Source organism: Sphingobium sp. OAS761 (genome assembly GCF_024168485.1).
In the GTDB taxonomy this organism is placed as follows: Bacteria; Pseudomonadota; Alphaproteobacteria; order Sphingomonadales; family Sphingomonadaceae; genus Sphingobium.
Genome location: NZ_JALJVY010000013.1, coordinates 24,250 through 46,700, shown reverse-complemented (window position 1 = coordinate 46,700; position 22,451 = coordinate 24,250). Strand labels below are relative to the sequence as shown.

The window sequence follows — 22,451 nt, the reverse complement described above, 5'->3', positions numbered from 1 at the left end:
TCGCTTTGGTTATATTTCTGGCCTGGGCCATGTGCATCGTCATGACCCAGCCCGCGCCCGTCCTGCAAAGGCGCATGCAAGAATGAACGGTATCGCCGCAAGCAGATAGACAATACCGAAGCTGTTCGCGGCAAAGCCGATGCCTCCCAGAGCGGCCAGTGGATAGATGACGACAGGATTGAGGAACCGGCCGCGCGGTCATGCAATCGGCCCGGCGTCGCGGCAAGCGCATGCGCGATGATGGTGGCTGCGTCGGCAATATTCTTGGAAGAAGCCTGCCCGGCATATTTTGCAACCGGGGGCCGCGCTCGCCTGAGCGAAGGCAGGTTCGCGCCAACGACGCCGACATTTCCGCAGTGCCGGATGAATGATTGCGACCGTTTCCTTCCAACGCTCGCGACTTGATCGCCCCGATCACACCCCATAGGACTGGGGCAGGGACATGGAGGAGGCAGGATGCGCGGGATCATTTTTGATGGTGAGCGACTGCAACTGACGGACAGGCTGTCGGTACGCGATCCTGGCCCGGGCGAGGTCCTGATCCGTGTGCTGCGGTCAGGCATCTGTCACAGCGATCTGAACATGATTGCGGGCAAAGGCCGTGCGCCGATAGTGCTGGGCCATGAAGCGGCAGGAGAGATCGTGGCGCTGGGTCCGGAGGTGACGGATTTCGCGGTGGGCGAACGCGTGGTGGTCGGCACGCAGACCCCTTGCGGCGAATGCCGGGAATGCCGGCGCGGAACGCCTGCCAATTGCGACGAGACCTGGGGCATAACGCCGCGCACGCCTTTTACCTGGCACGGCAAACCAACATATTCCTTTGCCAATGTCTCGTCCTTCGCCGAACAGATCGTCGCCCGAACCACGCAGCTCTATCGTATCGGCGACCTGCCGCCCGAACAGGCCGCGCTCATCGGCTGCGCGGTATCCACCGGCTATGCCGCCGCCACGGTACTGGGCGCGGTAGTGGCACAGGACCGCGTGGTAGTGATCGGTGTCGGCGGCATCGGCGTCAACGCGATTGCCGGCGCGTGTCTGGCGGGCGCGGAGGTCATGGCAGTGGATCTCAATCCTGAAAAGGAAGCCGCAGCCCGCCAGGCGGGGGCGACAGAGTTTCTGGCGACGCGGCGCGACATGGATCGCGAAACGCTGGTCAGCGCGATCGGGGATGCCTTCGCGCCGATCGACGTCATCATCGAATGCAGCGGCGCGCCGATCGCGGCGGAGGTCGCCGTGCGCGCCGCCAAACGCGGCGGACGCGTTGTCCTGATTGGCCAGACCAAGCCGGGTGCGCGGATGGACCTGCCACTGGACGATGTGACCTTCGGCCGTGAAATCATCGGCCGGCTGAACGGCGGAGCGCGACCGGAAATCGACTATCCCGAATTGATCGAGCATGCGCGCGCGCGTCGGATCGATGTCGCTGCGCAGGTGACGCAGGTGTGGCCCATGGCGCAGTTCGAAGAGGCTATCGCCGCGCTTGAGGCCGGCAAGGTCACGCGCGCCGTGCTCGACATGACAATCTGAAGTCCACGGATGATGCGCCGTCCCATGCCGATGCTGTCAATTTGATAAAGGAAAGCGCCCGGTCGCGTATCGGGCGCTGTTTCCGGCTCCGGCTATGGTTCCAGAGCCTTGATCAGGCAGGTTTTGGATCGAGCCGTGCGAGGGCAACCGTAAATCCACACCGTTCCACGCTATCGATCATCTGCTCCTGATAGCGGCTGAAACGCGCACCCAGATGCGCGTCGATTTCCGCCTGCGTATAATCGAGGCCGTGAACGCAGGCGAAGCCGGCGTCATTCGCCCGTGCCATCGCTGCGTCTCCATCGTCTACGCCGAAAAACACCGTCATTATGCCTTCGCCATGATGCTGCAGAAAGGGCGAGATAATGCTGTCCTCTTCCCGGCCCGGCATCGGCGCGCACAACTCTATGCCTGCGTCCCAGGCGATGGATACCAGGATACCGAACGGCTCGCCGGTCCAGTGAGCGTCGTCAAACGTCGCGCCCAACATATCGCTGTAGAGCGCCTTTCCTTGTTCCAGATCGCGGACCGCCACCATGATGCGATTTACGCCCCTCAGCCCCATGTCCGCTTCCCTTTTCCTATTGAACCTGCCGCAAGTCGATGCCGCGCGTTTCGGGCGCGGCCAGCGCAGCGGCGAATGTGACCGCCAGTCCACCGATCACATAGGCGGCGACCGGCCAGACCGACTCCGTGGCCCGATACAGCGACAGGGCGATGAGCGGCGCCAGCGATCCAGCCAGTATGGAGGTCGCCTGATAGGCTATGGATGCGCCCGAATAGCGAAGGCGGGTCGGGAAAAGTTCCGTGATGAAGGCGCCTTGCGGGGCATACATGGCTCCATGTGCGACCATTGCGACGCTGATTGCGAGCGTGATGGACAGGCGCGTGCCGATATCGATCAGCGGGAAGAAGAGCAGGAACCAGGCCGCCACGCAGGCTGCGCCAACGCCGTAGACGAGACGCCGGCCGACCCTGTCCGAAAGCGCGGCGAAGAGCGGCATCGTCAGACATTCGAGCGCCGATCCCACCAGCACTGCCTCGAGCACCATCGAACGGTCGCCGCCGCGAATTTCCGTGACGTAGGTCATGACGAAGGTGGCGGCGACATAATAGCAGAGATTTTCTCCGAACCGCAGACCTGCACCGGTCAGCAAGGCACGGCCCCGGCGCCGGATGACCTCCACTGCCGGGAACCGTTCGACACCCTCACGCGCCTCTTCGCTGAACACCGCGCTCTCCGACACGGCGCGGCGCAACCACCAGCCGATCGCTACCAGGACGAAGGACAGGAGAAACGGGATACGCCAGCCCCAGGCGTTGAAGTCGGCGTCGGTCAGCGATGCGGATGCCACGGCGAATACGCCGGCGGCCAGCAGATTGCCTGCGGGCGCCCCGACCTGCGGCCAGCAGGTCCAGAAACCCCGCGCTCGCGGTGGTGCGATTTCCGCTACGATCAATACGGCTCCGCCCCATTCGCCGCCGACCGCGAACCCCTGCACCAGCCGCAACAGGATCAGGAGGAGGGGCGCCCACACCCCGATCGTCGCATAGGTCGGCAACAGGCCGATGGCGGTCGTAGACAGGCCCATCATGAAGAGCGAGATCATCAGCAGCGTCTTGCGCCCGATACGGTCGCCGAAATGGCCGAAAACGATGCCGCCGAGCGGCCTGGCGAGAAAGCCAAGCGCGTAGGTGGAAAAGGCCAGCAGCGTGCCGATGATCGGTTCGAAGGAGGGGAAGAACAATCGATTGAAAACCAGCGCCGACGCAACGCCGTAAATGAAGAAATCGAACCATTCGATCATGGTCCCGATCAGACTTGCCCCCACGACCGTCCGCAATTCCTTCATCGACGTTTCGGTCGCCCCAGCCATTTCGCCCCCTTACGGTCCGATGACCGCGCTATCCTCCGCCGATCAGTGCCCGCGCTTCGACGGATCCGTCAAGCAGGCGATTGATGCGTCTGCCGACGCGCCAGCCTTCGTCCGTGCGTTCAAGATGCCACAGGTTCGCCGAAACCCGGTGCGCTTCCCACTGTCCGCCACGATTGTGAAACACCACCGAATAGGTCCGTGCGGTCGCCCGATCGCCCGCCAGTTCGATGACCGGCGGGCTGAGCAGATGAGCGGAGCCGCCGGCGATCAATGCCTGATGCATATCCCCTTCCAGCAAGGCACGGATCGCCGCGCGTCCGCGATATTCGCCGTAGCCGCCGACGTCATAGACACCGTCGGGCGTCCACAGGGCGGCCGCCCCGGCGCAGTCGCCCGCATCGGCCAGCGGCCCGTAGCGGGCGATAAGGTCGCGGATCGCCTCCCGATCTTCCAGCGCTGCGAAACGGGCGGCGTTGTCCATTATGAAATCTTGACGATCCTGCATTCCGGGACCGGATGTTCGCTGGCCTCGATCCACCGCCAAAGGCCCGTGCCCTGCCGATGCCCCGACAGGTCTATCCAGTTGCCATAGCCCGGATCCTTGTCGGAACAGACGACCACGACGCTGCCGTCCGCTTCATATTTTGCCTGTGCGCCGTTGACCCAGACCTTCCGGTTCACATGGTCCATCGATTCCATCCACCAATTGTCGATCTGGAAATTCCAGAAGCGGCAGGCGGGAGGCGTCGCTGTGATGACCAGCGCCTCGTCAGGGGCAAGGTCGTAATAGATGTGGCCATACCATATTTTCGGGTCACCGCCGGCCCGTTGATACACGGACTGGTCCTTGCCCATATAAATGCGGTTGGGCTCCGCCTTGAACCATTCCGACCAGTCGGCGAAGGTATTGACGGTACCGCGCACCCAAGCGGCAGATCCCATCAACTGCGCCTCGATTGCGTCCGGCGTCAGGATGGCCGGCACGGCTGGTCCTTCACTGATCCGCTCGATGCGCATTTCCGCAGGCGTTTCCGTCTTCTTGTCGTTGAAAGTCTGCCGGATGATGATGAGCGTGGTGTCGTCCGCCATCGGCAGCCAGTTGCCCGGCCTTTCGTCCCGGCTGGCGATGATCTCGAAACCGCCGTCCGGGCTCAGCTCGACATTTGCGAACTCGATCTCGCCTGTGGACGCCATCGTCCCGTCGATCGCGTAGCGATTGGCCTTCGATCCGATCGAGAGGTAGGGCACGGTGCCGCGTGTGCCGGTGATGCGATAGTCGCGGTCACCGCGTACGACGATCTGCTGATAAAGATTGTCAGGATTATCGGCGCCGATCTTGATGGCATCGTCGGTCAGCAGGAAAATGCGCGGGAAATCCGGATCGCTTGAATCCACCATCATGTTGAGTGCGGTACGCGTCATTCGGGAGAGATAACGCAGCCCTTCCGCCTGATCGATCGGCGCACCGGGCGCGTCGGGGCGGTCCAGTATCTCGCCCGCCTGTGCCAGCCGCTCGCAAAATTCCCGCCACACATGGGAAAGCCGGACTGTCTGGGCCGGATTTGTCTCAGCCATGATCTTCTCCTCGATTTGCGTATCATATTGCCCGCTCTAGCTTATGATGCCAATATGAAAGACAAATAATTTGACGGTTTGCGTAAGGATGGACGGGTTATGACGGCAAAGGCGTTCAGCCTGGCAAAGATCCAGGTGGCGGACATCGACGCGGCGGAACGCTTTTATGTCGAGGCGTTGAGCCTGGAGGTCGTCGGGCGAGTCACGCAGGGGGAGGGCGAAAGCCTGATGTTCGAACGGATCATGTCCGTGCCGGGCAGCGAACACGGCGCCCCCAATTTCATCCTGATCAGCTTCCCCAACTCGCCTTGCCCGCCGCCGGGCGAAGCGACAATCGGCTTTCGGGTCGACGCGCTGGAGCCGGCGATCGAGAAGGCCATCGCCGCCGGTGCGTCGATCGACGTCCCGGCTACCGACCTGCCGCAATACGGATTGCGCCTCGCGTTCATCCTGGATCCGCAGGGGCATCGTGTGGAATTGCTTCAGATCGCCAAAGGCTGACCCCCCTACCCTTCATGATCGACCAGGGCACGCGTCACCTCACCTGCCCTCAGGGCCGCGATCGCGTCGGCAATCCTGTCGAGCGGCCATATGCCGCTGACCTGATCGGCAAGGTTCAATGTTCCGGCGCGGGCTTCGGCAATCAGGCCAGGATAGTCGCGATCCGGTATGGCGCCGCCATTCATTGTGGCAATCACTTCCCCGCCAGTGACGAATTGATGAAGCGGCAGCGTGGCGGTCGCGTCCGGGCGTGACATGCCGATCAGGACTGCGCGACCACCCCGTTTGATACTGCGCAGTGCCGTTTCTATGGCGCCCACGGCGCCACTGCATTCAACCACTACGTCGACAGGACCATAGGCCTGCGCCAAAGCGCCGGCCGCTTCCGTTGCGTGCTGCGCGGAATCTGCCAAGACGAACTCCGTCGCACCAAATCGTCGCGCAACTGCTTCCTTCGCGGGATTGGCATCGACTGCGATAACGCGTGCGCCCAGCGTCGCGGCACCCTGGATCGCATTGACGCCGATGCCGCCCACACCGAACACCAGCACCGTGTCATCCGCCCGGACCCGCCCCAGGATGCGCGAAGCGCATACGCCTGTGGAGACGGCGCAGCCGATGAGCGCGCCTTGTTCGGGCGCCATGTCGCCGATCGGGAAAAGTTGCGCCGCCTTCACGACGATTTCCGATGCGAAAGAGGAAATATTGGCGAAGGACGCAACCGGCGCACCGTCGAGCGCAAAGGGGAAGATCGGTGCGAAACCCCAGTTGATGTCGCAATTATGCGGTTCGTTGCGCTGGCATTCTCGGCAGGTTCCGCACGGCGTCTGAGTGCCGACAGCCACCCTGTCACCGACGGCCCACCCTTCAACCCCCTCACCCAGCTCCGCGACCTCGCCCGCCGCTTCGTGCCCCAGCACGACCGGCAATTTCGGGAAATGCGGCGTCATCATCGACAGGTCGGTATGGCATATGCCCGACCGCAGGACCCGGACGCGAACCTCACCCGGGCCTACCGGACGAAGCGTGAGCCGGTCGGTGACGAACAGATCATGCCCGTCCCATATTGCCGCCTTCATCGTGACAGGCTCGCGAGCAAGGGATAGGTGAAGGAGGGATCATTCCTGTCTGCGCTGCCATTGGGCGCATCCTTGCCCATGCGCTCCATTGCCTTGTCATCCACCGGGACGATGGAGCCATGATCGAACACCAAGCTGCGATAGGTAAATTTCCAGATGCCCTCGCGCCGTTCGTAACGATCGAGATAACGGCCGAGTGCGATGAACTGCTTGGCATTGTCGCCTTGGGTGCGATGCCAGGCCTCGACATAATGCTCGCCTTCCGCCTGATCGCCGTCGATCACGAACACGCTGTTGCTGATCGAATGGCGGGTCAGCGACCAGTGCGACGTGACTTCGGGCAGCCAGGCGACGAAGGCGTCCGGACCGCCCCGGAACATGGCACCGTGGTCGTCGATCGCATCGTCATGATAGAGCGAACGAACGAGCGCGAAATCGCGCCGGTCACACCCGCGGCAATAGCGCATCACCAGATCGGTAAGCGCCATTCGGTCCATCCATTGCTGCATCACCCACCTCTCCTTTTGCCACCTGCCGCTACGCGAAGCGGGCAAGTTTTGCCGGGACGGATCGTTAGGGGCGTGATAGGGCCAGGTCAATCATACGCACATGCCGAATAGAGGAGAGACTCGGATGTCCGCAGCCACCGCCCGTAGCCGGGCAAACGGTCCCGTCAATCTGACCACGCCGGGCCGTATCGGCACCCTGACCCTGCCCAACCGCATCTTCGTGACGGCGATGGGCGTCAGCCTGGCGGAAGAGGACGGGACCGTCGGCCAACGCCTGGTCGACTATCATGTCGCACAGGCAAAGGGCGGCGCCGCGATGATCGTTACCGGTGTCATGGGCGTTGCCTGGCCGGTCGGTGCGGTCCAACCAAAGCAGACCGCGATTTCTGACGATCGCTTCATGCCCGGATTGCGCAAGCTGGTCGACGCGGTACACGCGGCCGGCGGAAGGATCGCCACACAACTGCATCATGGCGGTCTGGTTGCGACCCATTCCGCGCAATATGGTCATCCGATCTGGGGACCGTCGCTGCCGCCTGAATTGGCGGGCGATTTCCCCGACTATTTCCTGCCGGAGGAAATGGCCGCCTTCGCCGGCGGCGCCATCCCGCAAGTGAAGGTGCTGGAAAAAGAGGATATTGCAGTCGCCGTCGGCCAGTTTGCCGCCGCGGCCCGCCGCGCCAAGGATGCCGGGTTCGACGGGATAGAAATCCATGGCGGCCATGGCTATCTCTTGTCCTCCTTCATGTCGCCGTCGACCAACAAGCGCACCGATGAATATGGCGGCGACCTGAAAGGACGCGCCCGTCTACTGTTGGAAGTGGTACGCGCCGTCCGCGACGCGGTCGGCCCGGATTTCCCCATGTGGGTCAAGATCGATTCGCGTGAAATGGGCAAGAAGAACGGAATTACCATCGACAATGCCGTGGAACTGGCGCCGATGGTCGAGGCTGCGGGCGCCGACGGCATTACCGTGACGGCCTATCATGACGTCGGTCAGGGCAAGCTGCATTCCGCGTCCAACATTCCCCATGAACCGGGTGTCCACCTGGAATTTGCCGCCGCGATCCGCAAAGCGGTAGACATCCCAGTCATTGCGTCCGGCCGGGTCGAAATCGATCGCGGCGATCAGGGCCTGGCAAGCGGCCAGTTCGATTTCCTGGCCATGGGGCGCAAGATATTGGCGGACCCGGACCTGCCCCGCAAGCTAGCCGAGGGGCGCATCGATGCCATCCGTCCCTGCATTTATTGCTACACCTGCGTGTCCACCGCCTATCTGCGCGAGCAGGTGCGGTGCGCGGTGCGATCCGAGACGGGCTACGAGGATCTGGACTGGTCGCCGGCACGGGTACCGGGACATGTCGTCATCGTGGGCGGCGGCCCCGGCGGCATGGAAGCGGCGCGACGACTGCGCGAGGCCGGCGCCAGAGTGACCCTGCTTGAAAAGTCGGACCGGCTGGGCGGCACGCTGCGTTTCGCGGGACTGGCCTATGAGCCCAACGAACGCCTGTTGAACTGGCTGCGGCGTGAGGTCGAAGCCGCGGGCGCGGATGTACGGCTCAACACCGTGGCAACGCCCGAACTGATCGCCAGCCTGGGACCCGACAAGGTGATCGTGGCAACCGGTGCGGTGCGCGACATGCCGCCGATTCCGGGCAATGATCAGGATTTCGTCCTGTCGGGCGACGACCTGCGGGGCATGATGCTGGGTGAGGACAATGCCGAGATTCGTCGCAAGACGAACTGGGCCACACGCATCGCGACCAAGATCGGTGCCGCGACCGGCGCCACCGCCAATCTCGACCTGGTCCGCAAGGCGACCCATGCCTGGATGCCGCTGGGCAAGCGTGTTGTCATCATCGGCGGCGAACTGGTCGGGTGCGAACTGGCGGAATTTCTGATGGAACGGGGGCGCGACGTCTTCATCGTGGGTGAAGCGCCGAAATTCGGCGGCGGCCTGCTGCTCGTCCGGCGAATGCGGTTGCTGGCGGAACTGAAGGAGCACGGAGTCGGCATGTTCGCGGGCGCGAGCGACATCGGCATCGGTCGCAACAAGGTGACGTTCGTCGATGCAGACGGAACTGCGCAAACGCTGCCGGCCGATCATGTCGTGGTTGCCATGGGCGCACATGGAGATTCGAGCCTGGCAGATGCACTGCGGGCTGCGGGCCAGGATGTCGTCGAAATCGGCGACGGCACGGGTGTCACCTACATCGAAGGTGCGATCCGCGGCGCAGCCGAAGCGATTGCGGCCATGGGACGGTGACTGCATGAAATGGCCGGAACGTCGCCCATCGAGGCGTTCCGGCAATGCCCTTGGCGCCTGTTTGCCTCTCGCGCATTGTGAACGCCCGATCTGTCTTGGCGAATGGCCGTGATTAGGCTATGCTAGGCGTTCCTTATCGACAAAGAATCGAAGGGTGAGAGGTGATGGAAGAAACGGGTAACGCTTTTGTGCTGGCATGTCCTTTCCGGCTACTCTGCGCGGCCAGCGCAATGTCCGGTCTGATAGCGTTGTGCGTTTATGTGTTGCTGACCTGAATCCACATTTCCGTTTCAAATTACAATTTGGGTTGCCAAATAACGCGGTCGAACCATAAGCACGCTCAGGCAGTGCCGAGACCGTGGGGCAATCTATGAATGACGACAACGCGCCGGATACAGGCGGGCATCAGGATACGGTCCGCGATCCGGCCGAGATCGAAGCCGCCGGGCCGGCGAAGAAGCGCAGATTGCGGCTTGTGCTGGGTAGTGCCGCAATTCTGGCGCTGATTTTGGGCGTTGGCTGGTTCATTCGTCATCAGACCTACGGCAAGTTTCAGCAGAGCACCGAAGACGCCTATTTCCAGGCGGATAGCGTCACCGCGTCGTCACGCGTGTCCGGCTATATCGAACAGGTGCTGGTCACGGAAAATCAGGACGTCAAGGCGGGTCAGCCCCTGCTCCGCATCGACGTGCGCGATTACGACGCGCAAGCGGCGCAGGGCCAGGCGCAGATCGACCTGGCGGCCGCCAACGCGGATAACGCGCGCGCCATGATCAGCGAACAGGACGCGGCGATCGACCAGGCACAGGCGATGCTAGTCTCCGCGCGCAGCAAGGCGGGATTCGCTGCCGGGCAGGTCGCACGCTATACCCCGCTGGTCGCGACCGGCGCGGAGCCGGCCGAAAAGCTGGCCATGTTGCGGGATCAGGCTGCGCAGGCGCGACAGGACGTCGCCGCCCAACAGGCCGCGCTGGAAAGTGCGCGCCGTCACATAGCGGGCCTGCGCGCGCAATTGGCCCAGGCCCAGGCGCAGGGCCGCAATGCGCGCGCGCAAGCCCAGGCAGCCCAGGTCAACGTGGGCAGCGCGATCGTGCGCGCCAGCGTCGCTGGCCGTGTCGGCGATCTCACAGCGCGTGCGGGCCAGTTCGTGCAACCGGGGCAGCGTCTGATGTCGGTCGTTCCGGTCAAACAGATTTATCTGGAAGCGAACTTCAAGGAAACGCAGCTTGGCCTGATGCGGCCGGGGCAGCCCGCCCATATCGCCGTGGATGCCCTGCCAGGACTCGATATCCATGGCCATGTCGCCAGCCTCGCACCAGGCACCGGCGCGCAATTCTCTCTGCTGCCGCCGCAAAATGCCACCGGCAATTTCACCAAGATCGTTCAGCGCGTTCCGGTCAGGATCGCCATTGACGCCGATCCCGCACTCAAACGGCTTCTGATCCCTGGTCTTTCGGTCGAGGTTTCCGTCGATACGCGCTCGGCAAAAGATGAGGTGGATCAAATGCGTGCCAGGCAGGATGCCTATCGGGATGGCAAGCGGTGAGCAATCCGGCTGCGGCTGCAACGGTGGAACGCGCGAGCGCGTCCGACTGGCTTGCCGTGGCGGCCGGCACTTTAGGCGCGATGATGGCGATGCTCGACATTTCCATCGTCAATTCCGCCTTGCCCACCATTCAGGGCGAAATCGGTGCCAGCGGCACTGAAGGCACCTGGATCGCAACGTCCTTCCTGGTTGCCGAAATCATCATCATTCCGCTGGCTGGCTGGCTTCAGCGCCTGCTGGGCATGCGTAATTTCCTGCTGATCTCCACCATCGGTTTCATCGCATTTTCGATGATCTGCGGGTTCGCCCAGAATTTGAACATGATGATCCTTGGGCGCGTCGGACAAGGTATTACCGGCGGCGCGCTGATCCCGACGGGCATGACCATCATCGCGACGCGCCTGCCGCCGCATCAGCAGGCTATCGGCAATTCGCTGTTTGGCGCGACCGCCATTCTGGGCCCGCTGATGGGGCCCGTTCTGGGCGGATGGCTGACCGAGAATATGAGTTGGCATTATTCCTTTTTCCTGAACCTGCCGGTCGGCGCCGCGCTGCTGCTGCTGCTGGTCGTCGCGATGCCTAACGAAAGACCCAGGTTCGATCTGATCGGCGAGGCAGACTGGCTCGGTGTGGCCGGCCTGATCCTCGGTCTGGGCGGGTTGACCGTGGTGCTGGAGGAGGGACAGCGCGAGCAATGGTTCGCGTCCGCCACGATCGTGTGGCTCACCATCATGGCCGTGGCCGGCTTCTCCATGCTCATGGCCGGTCAACTCTGGGCGCCGCGCCCGGTCATCCGTCTGCGCCTGTTGCTCGACAGGCAGTTCGGCGCCGTGATCATCATGGCGATCCTGATCGGCATGGTGATTTACGGCACATCCTATGTGATCCCGCAGTTCCTGTCGGCGATTGCCCATTATAATGCGTTGCAGTCCGGGCAGGTCGTGTTGCTTTCGGGCGTACCCATGATCCTGTTCATGCCATTCATGCCCTGGATCATTCGAAACGTGCCGATTCATATATCCGTGCTGTTCGGCATGGCCCTGCTGGGAATCAGCGCTTATATGGAAACGGAATTGACGGTGCAGTCGACCGGCTCCGATTTCGTCGTGTCCCAGCTCATGCGCGGTTTCGGAACGGTCTGCGTGATGATGTTTCTCAATCAGGCGGCAATCCGATCCGTCCCACGCTCGCTGGCACCCGATGCGGCAGGCCTGTACAATGCCGCGCGCAATCTGGGCGGGTCCTTTGCCCTGGCCGGTATCGCCGTCGTCCAGGACCAGCGCCTTTGGCTGCATAGCCGCCGCATGGAGGAAAGCCTGGACGCCAATGCGCTGACCGTACAGAGCTATCTGGACGCACAATCGAGCCTGCTAGGCAGCCAAGCCGCGGCGCTGCGCGCGATTGAGCAGATGATCCAGGCGCAGGCCCTGACCATGACCTTCGTCGACCTTTTCTGGATGCTGATCATCGGCATCGCCATTGCCACGCCCTTCGCCATCTTCCTGCGACCGCTGCCTCAACATGCGGTGCCGGTGGCCGCCCATTGAGACCGTCCATGCGCCCAGCCCTTCTCATCCTGCTGCTCGCAACCGCGGCATGCACATCCGGCCCCGATTATGCAGGGCCAGCAAGCCTGGCGCCCCCCGTGTCAGACGGTTTCGTCCGGGGCGATGGCAATGACCCGCAGCAGCCGGCCGGCTCACCCTGGTGGTCCAGCCTCGGCGACGCGCAACTCAACCGCCTGATCGAGCGCGCGCTGGCAGACAATCCCGATCTGGATGCGGCGGCTGCCCGAATCCGGCAGGCGCGCGCCAGCCTCAACGAACGCAAGGCCGCCGGCTTGCCCGCGGTCAACTCGTCCGCTCTCTATGCCAAGGCGCGGCTTCCGGGTCAGGAAAGCGACGGCGGCGCAACCGACCTGACTCTCTATAATCTGGGCTTCGATTCAAGCTGGGAGCTTGACCTGTTTGGCGGCCAACATCGGGCGGTGGAGGCCGCGCGCGCAGATATCGGTGCGCGGGAAGCCAGTCTGGACGATGCACGGGTCAGCCTGTCGGCGGAGGTTGCGCAAACCTATGTCGCGTTGCGCGCCCGTCAGCAGCAACTGGCGCTGGGCGACCGGGCGCTGGCATTACATGCGCAACAGGTGGCGCTTGCCGAACAGCGCTTCAATGCCGGAACCGTGGGCCGCTCCATTCTGTTGCAGGCCGAAAAGGAACGTGACGACGAGCGGGCGCTTCTCGCGCCGGTGCGGGCCGACATCGATGCCCAGAAGGACAAGCTGGCGATGCTGGTGGGCACGACGCCCGGCACCCTCGACGCCGAGCTGGCTGAGCCGGTTGCCATTCCCTTGCCCCCCGCCCGCGTGACGGTGGGCAATCCCGCCGCGCTGCTGCGACGGCGCCCCGACATACGTGTCGCCGAGCGCACGCTCGCCGCCCAGACCGCACGCATCGGTATCGCCGAAGCGGCACGGATGCCCCATATCAGTTTTCTGGGCCTCTTCGGTCTGGGCGGATCATCGCCTGCGGACTTGGTGGATCTCGACAAAGTGACATTGGCCGCCGTTCCCCGCCTGAGTTGGACCCTGTTCGACTTTGGCCGCAGCCGGGCCAAGGTGAAGGGGGCCGAAGCGCAACGGGACGAGGCGGCGGCGCAGTATCGTTCGACGGTCCTTGGGGCATTGGAAGATGCCGAAGGCTCTCTCTCCCGCTTCGCCGCCAGCCGGGACAGTCTGGCCGATCGCGCGCGCGCCGAACAACAAGCGAAGGACGGCACCGAACTCGCGCGCCAGCGGCAGGCCGCAGGAACGATCGCGATGAGCGATTATCTGACCGCGCAGCAGGCGTCTATTGCGGCAACTCAGGCCCGCGAGGACGCTGCGGCGGAAATGACCCGAGCGTTCATCGCGGTCGAGAAGGCATTGGGCCTTGGCTGGCAGGGATTGCCGCGAAAGACCGGACAATAGCGATCGCCGGCGTGAAGCGGGCGAACTGACGAGGAAAGACCGATGGCGAACAACGCGAATAGATCCTGTTTCCGAATGTCCGACAAGGTCGTGGTAGTCGCAGGCGCGGCAACCGGCATAGGTCGCGCATCCGCCCTGAGACTGGCGCTCGAGGGCGCGGCCATCATCGCGGCATCGCCAGCCGGAGAAAGTGCACATATCGACAGTCTGGTCGAGGATGTGAAAGCGGCGGGCGGCAAGGCCATCGGCATGGCATTCGACGCAACGGACGAAGCCTCTGTCAAGGCCCTGGTTGACGCGGCCGTTGACAAGTTCGGAGGCCTGGATGCTGTCCACGCCAACTTCGCCGATCTGCGCGTGATCTTCGACGATTCGGACATTTTGAGCGTGTCCGACGACGTGCTGGAACGCACGCTAAATGTGAATCTGAAGGGCATGGTGAGGATAACCCGGCACGCCCTGCCGCACATGATTGCGCGTGGTGGCGGCGCCATGGTCTATACGTCGTCCACGGCGTCCAAGATCGGCGAACCCGTGCGCCCCTGCTATGCCATGGCCAAGGCCGGCATCAACGCACTGGTCCGCCATGTCGCCAGCGCCTGGGGTCAGAAAGGGGTGCGTGCCAATGCAATTCTGCCGGGCCTGGTGATCACACCGGAAAAGCGGTCGACCATGCCCAGCGACCTTCAGGAACAGGTTCTGGCCGCTGGCCGCTCGACGCGACTGGGTGAAGTCGAGGATATTGCCGCCATGGTCGCCCTGCTGGTGTCGAAAGATGGCGAGTGGGTGAATGGCCAATGTATTGCCGTCGATGGTGGTTCGACGCTGAACTGATCGATATATGTCGGGGCAGCGCGGAAATTCCGCTGCCCCGACACCGCCACTATCAGCCCGCCGCCGCCTTTCGGCCGGCCTGTCGCCCGAAGAACGTGCAGTCGGCAAGACTGAAACCCGAACTATATCCGTGACCCCATGCGGGAAGCCCCGAGGTGCAACGGCCCGCCGCGAACAGGCCGGACACCGGCTTGCCGTCGCGGCCCATTACCTCACCGTCGGTCGATGTCCGCAGGCCGCCCAAGGTGAAGAAACTGAAATAGCTGGTTGCGAAATTCAGCTCCAAGGCGACGAACGGCCCCTGGTCAAGCGGGGTCAGGATCGGGGGCTTCTTGTCGAACAGCGGGTCGCGGCCCTCCCGCGCATGGACATTATAAAATGCCATGGTGGCGCTGAGCGTACCGGGCGCCATCCCCAGTTCACCTTCGACCTCTTCCCAGCTGTCCCCGGTCCCCGCGATGGTCATGCCCGCCATTTCCAGCGGCTGATCGAAATGCGCGATATCGAGGAGAAGATAGACCCCCTCCCCCGGCTGGTCCAGCGCACAGCGACTGACGCGGCCATGATAGCAATCCTCGTTGATGAAACGCTGACCGGCGCGGTTGACGAACACCCCATGCGCTTGCGGCTCAGGCATGGTCCAGGGGCAGGTAGTAAAAAACTGATCCATGTGGATGGCGTCACCACCCGCGCCGACGCCCAACTCGATCCCGGACCCGTCGTCCTGATCGCCGATGGGGCTGTTGATCTTGAAGGTTTCAGGACAATAGCGGCGACGCATTTCGTCGTTGAACACGAAACCGCCCGTGCAGAGAATGACCCCGTTGGTTGCCTTTACGAAGCGGGGCTGATTATCGATCCGCACCACTACACCCACAACCCGGTCACCGTCCTGCACCAGGGCGACAGCGCGGGCATCGGATACGACATCAACACCCAGGTCGCGTGCGCGCGACTCCAGTATGTCGACCAGCGGGCGGCCACCGCCCCAGCCCATATGCGCGATCACATGGCCGCGGGGCGCGGGTTTGGCGATGTCGCAAAAAGGGGCCGCCGCCTCGCTGCCCGACCAGATCAGCGTGGAATCGTCGGTCGGTTCGATATGCTTGCCGGGGAGGTAGTTGCCGCGATAAGGCACGCCCTGCGACTTGAGCCAGGCATAATGGGCGAGGGACTCGCGCGCATAGAGATCGCATTTTTCTTCATCGGCGCAGGGACCGCCTGCCGCCTTCAGATAAGCGGCAAAATCTTCCGTACTGTCCTCAAAACCCGCCGCGCGCTGGGCGTCGCTACCACCGCCCCCGCCGATGTAGATTTCACCCCCCGACAGTGCCGACGCGCCGCCGCTTCCCGAACCGCGTTCGAACAGCATGACCCGGGCGCCTGCATCCGCCGCTTCGATGGCGGCGCAGGCTCCCGCCGCGCCGAAGCCGATCACGGCTACGTCCGTTTCATAATCCCAGGTTGCCACCTGCGCGGCGGGATAAGGGTGATACAACGAAATCTCTGCCAAGCTTAGGCTCCTCTCCGAACGGTGGATCAGAACGCCTTGGTCTGACCGCCATCCACCATCAATGTTTGCCCGGTGATATAAGCCGCGCCTTCGCTTGCCAAGAATACAGCGGCCGCACCTATGTCTTTTTCGCAATCGCCGATACGACGCAGCGAAACCTTGCCGATCTGCGTAGCATAATCGTCCGGCGCCCATTGTTTCCACGCCTCAACACCCGGCGAATTGGCGAACGGGCAGATGATGTTGACCCGCACGCCCTGCGGCCCCCATTCGCTCGCCGCCACCTTGGAGATCGCCCGGATCGCTTCCTTCGCCGCGCTGTAACTGCCCTGCGTCGGGATCGCGTCCATCGCCGCGCCGGTCGTGAAATTGATGACGCAGCCCTTCGTCTCCACCAGATGCGGATAGGCGGTGCGCATCAGGATGAAGGTCGGCCACAGGCCGGTGTCGAGCGACACCTCGAAATCCTCGTCGCTCGTTTCCGCGACCAGCTTCTGGCGCGACGCCTGTGCGGCGTTCACCACTATGTCGATCCGGCCGAACGCCTCCAACGCCTTGTCGACGATGCCGGGCAGCGCCGCGCGGTCGGCCAGGTCGAGCGCCATGAAGACGACATCGCCGCCCAGCGCCTTCAACTCCGCCTCCGTCGCCGCGCCCAGTTCGGCTTCGCGGTCGACGATCAGCACCTTCGCGCCCGCCTTCACGAACGCCGTCGCCACGCCCTTCGCCACGCCGCGCGCGCCGCCGGTGACGATCGCCGCTTTGCCTTTAAGCTGTTCCATGTTCTTGCGTCCCTCGCGATCAGGTGAAGTAGGCGCCGCCATTGACGGTGACGATGCTGCCGGTGGCGAAGCTGCCATCGTCGCCCGCCAGGAACGCGACCGCCCCGGCGATCTCGTCGGGATGGGCCAACCGCTTCATCAGGCTGTCGGCGGCGATGGCGTCCTTGGTTTCGGACGGCAGCGTCGCGTAGATCGGCGTTTCGGTCGCGCCGGGATTGACCGCGTTGACGCGGATGCCGCGGGCCGCAAGTTCGCGCGCCATCGCCCGCGTCATGCCCAGCACGGCGGCCTTGGCGGCGGCATAGGGCACCGGGCCGTCGCCCTTGACGCCCGAAGTCGACGCGATGTTGACGATCGACCCGCCCGTCCCCTGATCGGCCATGATGCGCACCGCCGCGCGGCTGCACTTGAACGTGCCGTCCAGCGTGATCGCCATCACCCCGACCCAGCCTTCGTCGGTGCAATGGATCGTCTGGTCGGCGAAGACCGCCTCCCCCGCCGCCTGTTTCCCCTGCGCCGCATAATATTCGGCCATGCCGTCGCCCGGCGCGCTGCCGCGCCCGGCATTGTTGACCAGCACGTCAACGCCGCCAAGTCGGTCCCTGACCTGCGCAAAGGCGGCGTCGATCGCGGCGCTGTCGCGTACGTCGCAGGCAATGCCGACATGCGGCGCGGGCAGCACCGCGCCGGCCCGCTCCGCGTCCAGATCCAGCACGGCGACGGTAGCGCCCTCGGCCGCCAGCCGCCGCGCGATCGCTGCGCCGATCCCTTGCGCCCCGCCGGTGACGACGCAGCGCTTGCCCTTCAGCCGCTCCATCGCCATCAATCCTCGACCTGCGGGCGCCAGGCCACGCCGTTGACCTGCGATCCGCCGCTGGCGTGGACGGTTTCACCGTTGACATATCCGCCGGCCTCGCTGGCGAAGAAGACGGCGAGCGGGCCGACGTCCTTTTCAGCATCGCCGAAGCGCCCGGCGGGGACCTGTTGCAGGATCGCCGCCGTCATCTCGGGATTGGAGGCAAAATATTCCTGCGCCTGCGGACTGGTGGCGGAGGGGCAGATGGTGTTGCAGGTGATGCCGAACGGCCCCCATTCGACGGCGGCGGTGCGGGTCATCGCGCGCATCGCTTCCTTGCTGGCGTTGTACGCCATGGTGAACATATGCGCGTTGACGCCGTTCAGCGACCCCATGTTGATGATGCGGCCGAAATTCTGCGCCTTCATGATCGGGAAGGCCGCCCGCATCGCCCAGAATACCGCCCAGTAGTTGAGCAGGAAGCTGCCCTGCAACTCCTCGTCGCTATGCTTCTCAAGACGGCGCGGGAAGCTGGCGCCGGCATTGTTGACCAATATGTCGAGCTTGCCGAACCGCGCATGCGCCGCCGCGACCATGGCCTCGACCTGATCGCGCTTCGTCACGTCGGTCTGGAGGAAGAGGGCATCGACACCATGGGTGTCGCGCAGGTAGCGCGCCTCTTCCTCGCCCTGCTCGACCTTGCGCTGGGCGATGCAGATGTTCGCCCCGGCCGCCGCCAGTGCGCGCGCGACACCCTGCCCCACGCCCTGCCCACCGCCGGTGATGATGGCGGCGCGGCCTTCCAGCAATTTCGTCATGGTCATCCTCTCCTTATATTATGTGTGACGGCCTCAGGCCGTCATCGGCGGATAATCGGTGTAGCCGACATGATCGACGCCTTCGCCGGTGTAGAAATTGGCGCGGTTCGCCTTGGCCAGCGGCGCACCGGCGCGGAAGCGCTCGACCAGGTCCGGATTGCCGATGAAGAGGTAACCGAACGACACCGCGTCCGCCTTCCCTTCGGCCAGCACCGCCTTCGCCTTCTCGAGCGTCAGGCCGTTATTCTCGATGATGGGACCAGTCCAGTTCGCCCGGACGAGGTCGAGTGCGTCCTGTCCCTCCATCGGCACGTGCATCAGGTGGCAATAGGCCAGGCCCTTGCCGTCCACGGCCTTCAACAGCGCGGCATAGGTCTCATGCGGGCTCGCATCGTCCATGCCGTTGAACTTGATGCCGGGGCAGACACGAAAGCCCACGCGCCCCGGCCCGATCGCGTCCGCCATCGCCTGCAACGTCTCGACGACGAAGCGGATGCGGTTCTCGACACTACCGCCATAGCGGTCGGTGCGCTGGTTGCTGTTGGATGAGAGGAATTGCATCGGCAGGTAGCCGCTGGCGCAATGCAGCTCCACGCCGTCCAGCCCGGCGCGGATCGCGTTGCGCGCAGCGGTTACGTAATCGGCGATGATACCCCCGATCTCATCGGTCTCCAGCGCGCGGGGCATGACGGGATCGACCGGCACGCCGTCGGGTCCGGGGATCTTGTCCGGGCACGCAATCGCCGAGGGCGCGATCGTCTCCGCGTCGGCATCCTTGTTGGCCTGCACCGCCGCGCGGCCGACATGCATGATCTGCATGACGATTTTGCCGCCCTCCCCATGCACGGCGTCGGCAACCTTGCGCCAGCCTTCGACCTGTGCCTCGCTATGGATGCCCGGCGTGCGCCAATAGCCCTTGCCCACGCGCGAAGGTTGCGTGCCTTCGGTCACGATCAGGCCCGCGCCGGCGCGCTGGCGGTAATACTCCACCATGATGTCGGTCGGTACGTCGCCCGGCCCGGCCCGGTCGCGGGTCATCGGCGCCATCACGACGCGGTTGGCAAGTTCGATGTCGCCCAGCCTGACGGGCGAGAAAATGTCGGTCATGGCGTTCAGCTCCTTACCCGAGGCTTGGGCAGCGGGGCGCCACGCCGCATCGTCTCGATGAATTTTTCAAGCGGTGCGGGCGGCTCTACCGGCCCGTCATGCGGCTGGCCCTGCCGGTCCCAATAGGTCTTCCAGCTCGGGAACAGGTCGTGGAAGCTGCCATGATAAGGCGCAACGCCCGGCCAGCGCATCTTGCGATCGCCGATCGGCGGCTTGTTGAGATCGGTCGCATACCAGTAGAGCGGCAGGCGGCGACGGAAATACCAGCGCCCATCGATCCGTTCATACTGGTCGAAATACATCATCTGCATGATGACCCATTCGGCACCCGTCTCATGCTCATTCTTGGAATAGACCACGCCCTGCGCATGATCGGGATCGTCGAAGTCGATGACGTGCCCGCCAATATGATGCGAAGTCCCGTCGAACTGCATCGAATGAGTTTCGTCGAACCAGTCGCGCAGCGCCTTACGCCCGCTCTTGCCCCCGCCCACGCGCACGTTTTCCGGAAACAGGTTCACCCAGGCGTCGGAATCGCGCATGTCGAGCGCGAGCGAATATTTCGCGACCAGCTGGCGGATCGCATCCAGCGATTCCAGCCGGTCTATCCGCGCCATCAGGCTGTCGTCGGCGGCCATGGCCCTGCCTCCCCATATTTTCACCTGTGCGCTGTTTCCCCGATTGCAGGCGCAACGCAAATGGCTCAATGGCTCAAAGGCCATGACAAAATCGCTCATTCGTTCAAAGGAGCTTTCGCGCCCCGGGCCGGGTCACGTCCCTGCGTCGGTGGCCCGCGAACTGTTGCGCATCATTGATCAGCATGACGGCGACAGTCGTCGTTTCCTGCGCATGGCCGGGCTTCGACAACTGCTCCATCTGCTCGATGAAGACGGACCAGAGGTTATCGCCCGGCACGACTTTACCCTGTTTTACGCGCGTGCCACGGCGACGCTCGACGCGCATGCGGCGCGGCAGGAAGGGCGCGATCCGCTGACCAAGACCGGCGTGGACATGATGTGCCATGCCATTATCACCTGCCGCACGCTCCGCGACGTAATCTCGCGCCTGGCCCGCTTTTCGGAGCTGCTGGCGCCGCGCACCGGCGCTTTGACTCTCGCTATATTCGGGGACGAAGCCCGGCTGACCATGGCGACGCTGCGCAATGTCCGCAACGGCTGTTCCTACCTGTCGGACCTGACCGGCCTGGCGTCCTATCATCGGCTGCTGGGCTGGCTGATCGGAGAGGATATCCCGCTGTCCGGCGTGGCGTTGCGCTACCCCCCTCTCCTTAGCCGGCAGACTGTCGCCTACCTGCTTCCGCATACGGTGCAGCATCACGCACCCGAAAATGCCGTTCGCTTCCCAGCCCTGTATCTGGACCGGCCGGTCGTGCGCAATCATCATGAACTGGACGGCATGCTGGCCCGTTTCCCTTTCGATATCGAGGAACCGCAATCCAAGGCGATGCCGCTGTCCGAACGGATCAGCCATCTCTTTTCTTCGATGCTTGCCAGTGGAGAGGCATTGCCGACCGCAGGGATGCTGGCGCGCCAGTTCAGCATCAGCCTGGCGACACTCAAGCGGCGGCTCGAGGCGGAAGGCACGTCGCTGTCGCACCTCAAGGCGACGGCACGTCATCATATTGCCAGGCGCCTGCTGGCCGATCCGCGCCTCAGCATCACGGAAATAGCGCGACGCACAAGATTCAGCGACGCGACCGCCTTTCGTCGCGCCTTTCGCCAATGGACAGGGCAATCGCCATCCCGCTGGCGCGAAACCGCGGCGAACTGATCATGCTCCGACTTCAGGCCGAGCGATCGGATCGCAGCGCATCCACCCTGTCCTGCAACCAGCGTGCCACCGCTTCGAAGCGGGCGGCATTGCGCAGGTCGGCGTGAAGGACAAGCCAGAAGGACCGGGTGATTTCCACATCCGGCGCCAGCACACGTTCCAGATCCGGGTCCTGCATGGCGATGAAGTCGGGCAGGATGCCGATCCCCGCGCCCGCGCGGATCATGCGATATTGCATGTTGATGCTGGTCGCCCGTAGCTGCGCTTCCAGCCCCGCCTCGACTTCATCCAGATAATCCAGTTCTGGTGAGAATATGAATTCCGGGACATAGCCGACCAACACATGATCACGCAGCTTCGCCGCTGCCGCAGGTCGACCGGCGCGCGCCAGATATTGAGGCGCGGCGTATAGATGCAGACGGTAATCGCCCAGCCGTCGCACCACCAGTCGCCCACGCTGGGGTCGCGCCAGCATGACGGCCATGTCAGCCTCCCGTTTCGAGGGGTTAAGGAATCCGGAGGCGGTGACGAGATCGAGTCTTATTCCCGGATGCCGCGCGCTGAAATCGGCGAGCCCGGGCGCCAGCAGCCATGTCCCGAACCCTTCGGCGACGGACAGGCGCACCGGCCCGGCCACTTGCTGGCCATGCCCTGCCACCTCCTCCATGGCCGCCATAGCCGCGCTTTCCATCACTTCGGCATGACGCAACAGCGCGTGTCCACCCGGAGTCAGTTTGCGGCCGCCTGCCCCGATCTCGAACAGCCTGGCCGAAAGCGCTTGTTCCAGCCGTGCCAGCCGTCGTCCGATCGTCGTCGCGTCGATACCCAGCACTCTTGCGGCGGGTGCCATTCTGCCGCCGCGGACAACCGCCAGGAACACGCGCACATCGTCCCAATCGAACATTTCACCGCCAATTGCTGCATTTTTGCAGTAAAATAGTGCAAAATTTCGCCGTTGCCTG

Annotated in this window: 21 protein-coding genes; 8 read left to right on the top strand and 13 right to left on the bottom strand. The window is 63.8% G+C overall.

The features are described from left to right. Positions 1–456: 456 nt before the first annotated feature. The gene (locus J3E64_RS16905) at positions 457–1,527 is read left to right on the top strand and encodes an alcohol dehydrogenase catalytic domain-containing protein (protein WP_253344213.1); all 1,071 of its coding nucleotides are present in this window, start codon (positions 457–459) and stop codon (positions 1,525–1,527) included. 112 nt (positions 1,528–1,639) lie between these two features. On the opposite strand, the gene J3E64_RS16900 is transcribed toward J3E64_RS16905, so the two are convergent. From J3E64_RS16900 to J3E64_RS16885, 4 genes are read right to left on the bottom strand one after another with little or no spacing between them, the layout of a single operon-like run. Further along, positions 1,640–2,092, bottom strand: a complete 453-nt coding sequence (locus J3E64_RS16900; RefSeq protein WP_253344212.1) for a VOC family protein — start codon at positions 2,090–2,092, stop codon at positions 1,640–1,642. A gap of 16 nt (positions 2,093–2,108) precedes the next feature. Further along, on the bottom strand, positions 2,109–3,404 hold the full coding sequence (locus J3E64_RS16895) for an MFS transporter (RefSeq protein WP_253344211.1): 1,296 nt from the start codon (positions 3,402–3,404) through the stop codon (positions 2,109–2,111). Between the two features lie 28 nt (positions 3,405–3,432). Beyond that, complete coding sequence (locus tag J3E64_RS16890) at positions 3,433–3,885, bottom strand: nuclear transport factor 2 family protein (protein WP_253344210.1); 453 nt, start codon at positions 3,883–3,885, stop codon at positions 3,433–3,435. Next, a complete protein-coding gene (locus J3E64_RS16885; protein ID WP_253344209.1) occupies positions 3,885–4,979 on the bottom strand; it encodes a DUF1214 domain-containing protein in 1,095 nt (364 codons plus the stop codon). Before J3E64_RS16885 ends, J3E64_RS16890 begins: the two co-directional genes overlap by 1 nt. 99 nt (positions 4,980–5,078) lie before the next feature. Between J3E64_RS16885 and J3E64_RS16880 the strand changes: the two genes are divergently transcribed. Continuing rightward, a complete protein-coding gene (locus J3E64_RS16880) occupies positions 5,079–5,480 on the top strand; it encodes a VOC family protein (RefSeq protein ID WP_253344208.1) in 402 nt (133 codons plus the stop codon). 5 nt (positions 5,481–5,485) lie between these two features. Here the strand turns inward: J3E64_RS16880 and J3E64_RS16875 are convergent, their stop codons facing one another. Further along, the gene (locus J3E64_RS16875; RefSeq protein WP_253344207.1) at positions 5,486–6,559 is read right to left on the bottom strand and encodes an alcohol dehydrogenase catalytic domain-containing protein; all 1,074 of its coding nucleotides are present in this window, start codon (positions 6,557–6,559) and stop codon (positions 5,486–5,488) included. Further along, positions 6,556–7,068 (bottom strand): nuclear transport factor 2 family protein, encoded by a 513-nt coding sequence (locus J3E64_RS16870; RefSeq protein WP_253344206.1) that lies wholly within the window; start codon positions 7,066–7,068, stop codon positions 6,556–6,558. The genes J3E64_RS16875 and J3E64_RS16870 overlap by 4 nt, the downstream gene beginning before the upstream one ends. Before the next feature lie 124 nt (positions 7,069–7,192). Between J3E64_RS16870 and J3E64_RS16865 the strand changes: the two genes are divergently transcribed. From J3E64_RS16865 to J3E64_RS16845, 5 genes are all read left to right on the top strand, one after another. Beyond that, entirely contained in the window at positions 7,193–9,334 is a 2,142-nt protein-coding gene (locus J3E64_RS16865; RefSeq protein WP_253344205.1) for an FAD-dependent oxidoreductase, read from the top strand. 370 nt (positions 9,335–9,704) lie between these two features. Further along, positions 9,705–10,880: an HlyD family secretion protein gene (locus tag J3E64_RS16860; protein ID WP_253344204.1), complete on the top strand. Its 1,176-nt coding sequence runs from the start codon at positions 9,705–9,707 to the stop codon at positions 10,878–10,880. After that, the gene (locus J3E64_RS16855; protein WP_253344203.1) at positions 10,877–12,427 is read left to right on the top strand and encodes an MDR family MFS transporter; all 1,551 of its coding nucleotides are present in this window, start codon (positions 10,877–10,879) and stop codon (positions 12,425–12,427) included. Before J3E64_RS16860 ends, J3E64_RS16855 begins: the two co-directional genes overlap by 4 nt. Before the next feature lie 8 nt (positions 12,428–12,435). Then, a complete protein-coding gene (locus J3E64_RS16850) occupies positions 12,436–13,848 on the top strand; it encodes an efflux transporter outer membrane subunit (protein ID WP_253344202.1) in 1,413 nt (470 codons plus the stop codon). Between the two features lie 75 nt (positions 13,849–13,923). Next, positions 13,924–14,682 (top strand): SDR family NAD(P)-dependent oxidoreductase, encoded by a 759-nt coding sequence (locus J3E64_RS16845; protein WP_253344201.1) that lies wholly within the window; start codon positions 13,924–13,926, stop codon positions 14,680–14,682. A 52-nt stretch (positions 14,683–14,734) separates the two neighbouring features. Here J3E64_RS16845 and J3E64_RS16840 read toward each other — a convergent pair whose 3' ends face one another. The 6 genes from J3E64_RS16840 to J3E64_RS16815 are packed head-to-tail and all read right to left on the bottom strand — an operon-like array spanning position 14,735 to position 20,336. Beyond that, positions 14,735–16,195 carry an FAD-dependent oxidoreductase gene (locus J3E64_RS16840; RefSeq protein ID WP_253344200.1) on the bottom strand — a complete coding sequence of 487 codons (1,461 nt, stop codon included), beginning with the start codon at positions 16,193–16,195 and terminating at the stop codon, positions 14,735–14,737. Between the two features lie 26 nt (positions 16,196–16,221). Further along, positions 16,222–16,977, bottom strand: coding sequence for an SDR family NAD(P)-dependent oxidoreductase (locus J3E64_RS16835; RefSeq protein ID WP_253344199.1), 756 nt, complete (start codon positions 16,975–16,977; stop codon positions 16,222–16,224). Between the two features lie 19 nt (positions 16,978–16,996). Continuing rightward, positions 16,997–17,794 carry an SDR family NAD(P)-dependent oxidoreductase gene (locus J3E64_RS16830; protein WP_253344198.1) on the bottom strand — a complete coding sequence of 266 codons (798 nt, stop codon included), beginning with the start codon at positions 17,792–17,794 and terminating at the stop codon, positions 16,997–16,999. Positions 17,795–17,799: 5 nt separating this feature from the next. Next, a complete protein-coding gene (locus J3E64_RS16825; RefSeq protein ID WP_253344197.1) occupies positions 17,800–18,591 on the bottom strand; it encodes an SDR family NAD(P)-dependent oxidoreductase in 792 nt (263 codons plus the stop codon). A gap of 33 nt (positions 18,592–18,624) precedes the next feature. Then, positions 18,625–19,698 (bottom strand): alkene reductase, encoded by a 1,074-nt coding sequence (locus tag J3E64_RS16820; protein WP_253344196.1) that lies wholly within the window; start codon positions 19,696–19,698, stop codon positions 18,625–18,627. A 5-nt stretch (positions 19,699–19,703) separates the two neighbouring features. Next, entirely contained in the window at positions 19,704–20,336 is a 633-nt protein-coding gene (locus J3E64_RS16815; RefSeq protein ID WP_253344195.1) for a nuclear transport factor 2 family protein, read from the bottom strand. Between J3E64_RS16815 and J3E64_RS16810 the strand changes: the two genes are divergently transcribed. Beyond that, a complete protein-coding gene (locus J3E64_RS16810) occupies positions 20,335–21,489 on the top strand; it encodes an AraC family transcriptional regulator (RefSeq protein WP_253344194.1) in 1,155 nt (384 codons plus the stop codon). The genes J3E64_RS16815 and J3E64_RS16810 overlap by 2 nt on opposite strands. A 13-nt stretch (positions 21,490–21,502) precedes the next feature. Here the strand turns inward: J3E64_RS16810 and J3E64_RS16805 are convergent, their stop codons facing one another. Further along, on the bottom strand, positions 21,503–22,393 hold the full coding sequence (locus tag J3E64_RS16805; RefSeq protein ID WP_253344193.1) for a LysR family transcriptional regulator: 891 nt from the start codon (positions 22,391–22,393) through the stop codon (positions 21,503–21,505). Between the last annotated feature and the right edge of the window lie 58 nt (positions 22,394–22,451).

What these genes read in the sequence shown, in the direction of transcription:
- J3E64_RS16905 (WP_253344213.1), top strand. Translation starts at nt 457, where the DNA reads ATGCGCGGGATCATTTTTGATGGTGAGCGACTGCAACTGACGGACAGG.
- J3E64_RS16900 (WP_253344212.1), bottom strand. Translation starts at nt 2,092, where the DNA reads ATGGGGCTGAGGGGCGTAAATCGCATCATGGTGGCGGTCCGCGATCTG.
- J3E64_RS16895 (WP_253344211.1), bottom strand. Translation starts at nt 3,404, where the DNA reads ATGGCTGGGGCGACCGAAACGTCGATGAAGGAATTGCGGACGGTCGTG.
- J3E64_RS16890 (WP_253344210.1), bottom strand. Translation starts at nt 3,885, where the DNA reads ATGGACAACGCCGCCCGTTTCGCAGCGCTGGAAGATCGGGAGGCGATC.
- J3E64_RS16885 (WP_253344209.1), bottom strand. Translation starts at nt 4,979, where the DNA reads ATGGCTGAGACAAATCCGGCCCAGACAGTCCGGCTTTCCCATGTGTGG.
- J3E64_RS16880 (WP_253344208.1), top strand. Translation starts at nt 5,079, where the DNA reads ATGACGGCAAAGGCGTTCAGCCTGGCAAAGATCCAGGTGGCGGACATC.
- J3E64_RS16875 (WP_253344207.1), bottom strand. Translation starts at nt 6,559, where the DNA reads ATGAAGGCGGCAATATGGGACGGGCATGATCTGTTCGTCACCGACCGG.
- J3E64_RS16870 (WP_253344206.1), bottom strand. Translation starts at nt 7,068, where the DNA reads ATGCAGCAATGGATGGACCGAATGGCGCTTACCGATCTGGTGATGCGC.
- J3E64_RS16865 (WP_253344205.1), top strand. Translation starts at nt 7,193, where the DNA reads ATGTCCGCAGCCACCGCCCGTAGCCGGGCAAACGGTCCCGTCAATCTG.
- J3E64_RS16860 (WP_253344204.1), top strand. Translation starts at nt 9,705, where the DNA reads ATGAATGACGACAACGCGCCGGATACAGGCGGGCATCAGGATACGGTC.
- J3E64_RS16850 (WP_253344202.1), top strand. Translation starts at nt 12,436, where the DNA reads ATGCGCCCAGCCCTTCTCATCCTGCTGCTCGCAACCGCGGCATGCACA.
- J3E64_RS16845 (WP_253344201.1), top strand. Translation starts at nt 13,924, where the DNA reads ATGTCCGACAAGGTCGTGGTAGTCGCAGGCGCGGCAACCGGCATAGGT.
- J3E64_RS16835 (WP_253344199.1), bottom strand. Translation starts at nt 16,977, where the DNA reads ATGGAACAGCTTAAAGGCAAAGCGGCGATCGTCACCGGCGGCGCGCGC.
- J3E64_RS16830 (WP_253344198.1), bottom strand. Translation starts at nt 17,794, where the DNA reads ATGGAGCGGCTGAAGGGCAAGCGCTGCGTCGTCACCGGCGGGGCGCAA.
- J3E64_RS16825 (WP_253344197.1), bottom strand. Translation starts at nt 18,591, where the DNA reads ATGACGAAATTGCTGGAAGGCCGCGCCGCCATCATCACCGGCGGTGGG.
- J3E64_RS16820 (WP_253344196.1), bottom strand. Translation starts at nt 19,698, where the DNA reads ATGACCGACATTTTCTCGCCCGTCAGGCTGGGCGACATCGAACTTGCC.
- J3E64_RS16810 (WP_253344194.1), top strand. Translation starts at nt 20,335, where the DNA reads ATGGCCCTGCCTCCCCATATTTTCACCTGTGCGCTGTTTCCCCGATTG.
- J3E64_RS16815 (WP_253344195.1), bottom strand. Translation starts at nt 20,336, where the DNA reads ATGGCCGCCGACGACAGCCTGATGGCGCGGATAGACCGGCTGGAATCG.
- J3E64_RS16805 (WP_253344193.1), bottom strand. Translation starts at nt 22,393, where the DNA reads ATGTTCGATTGGGACGATGTGCGCGTGTTCCTGGCGGTTGTCCGCGGC.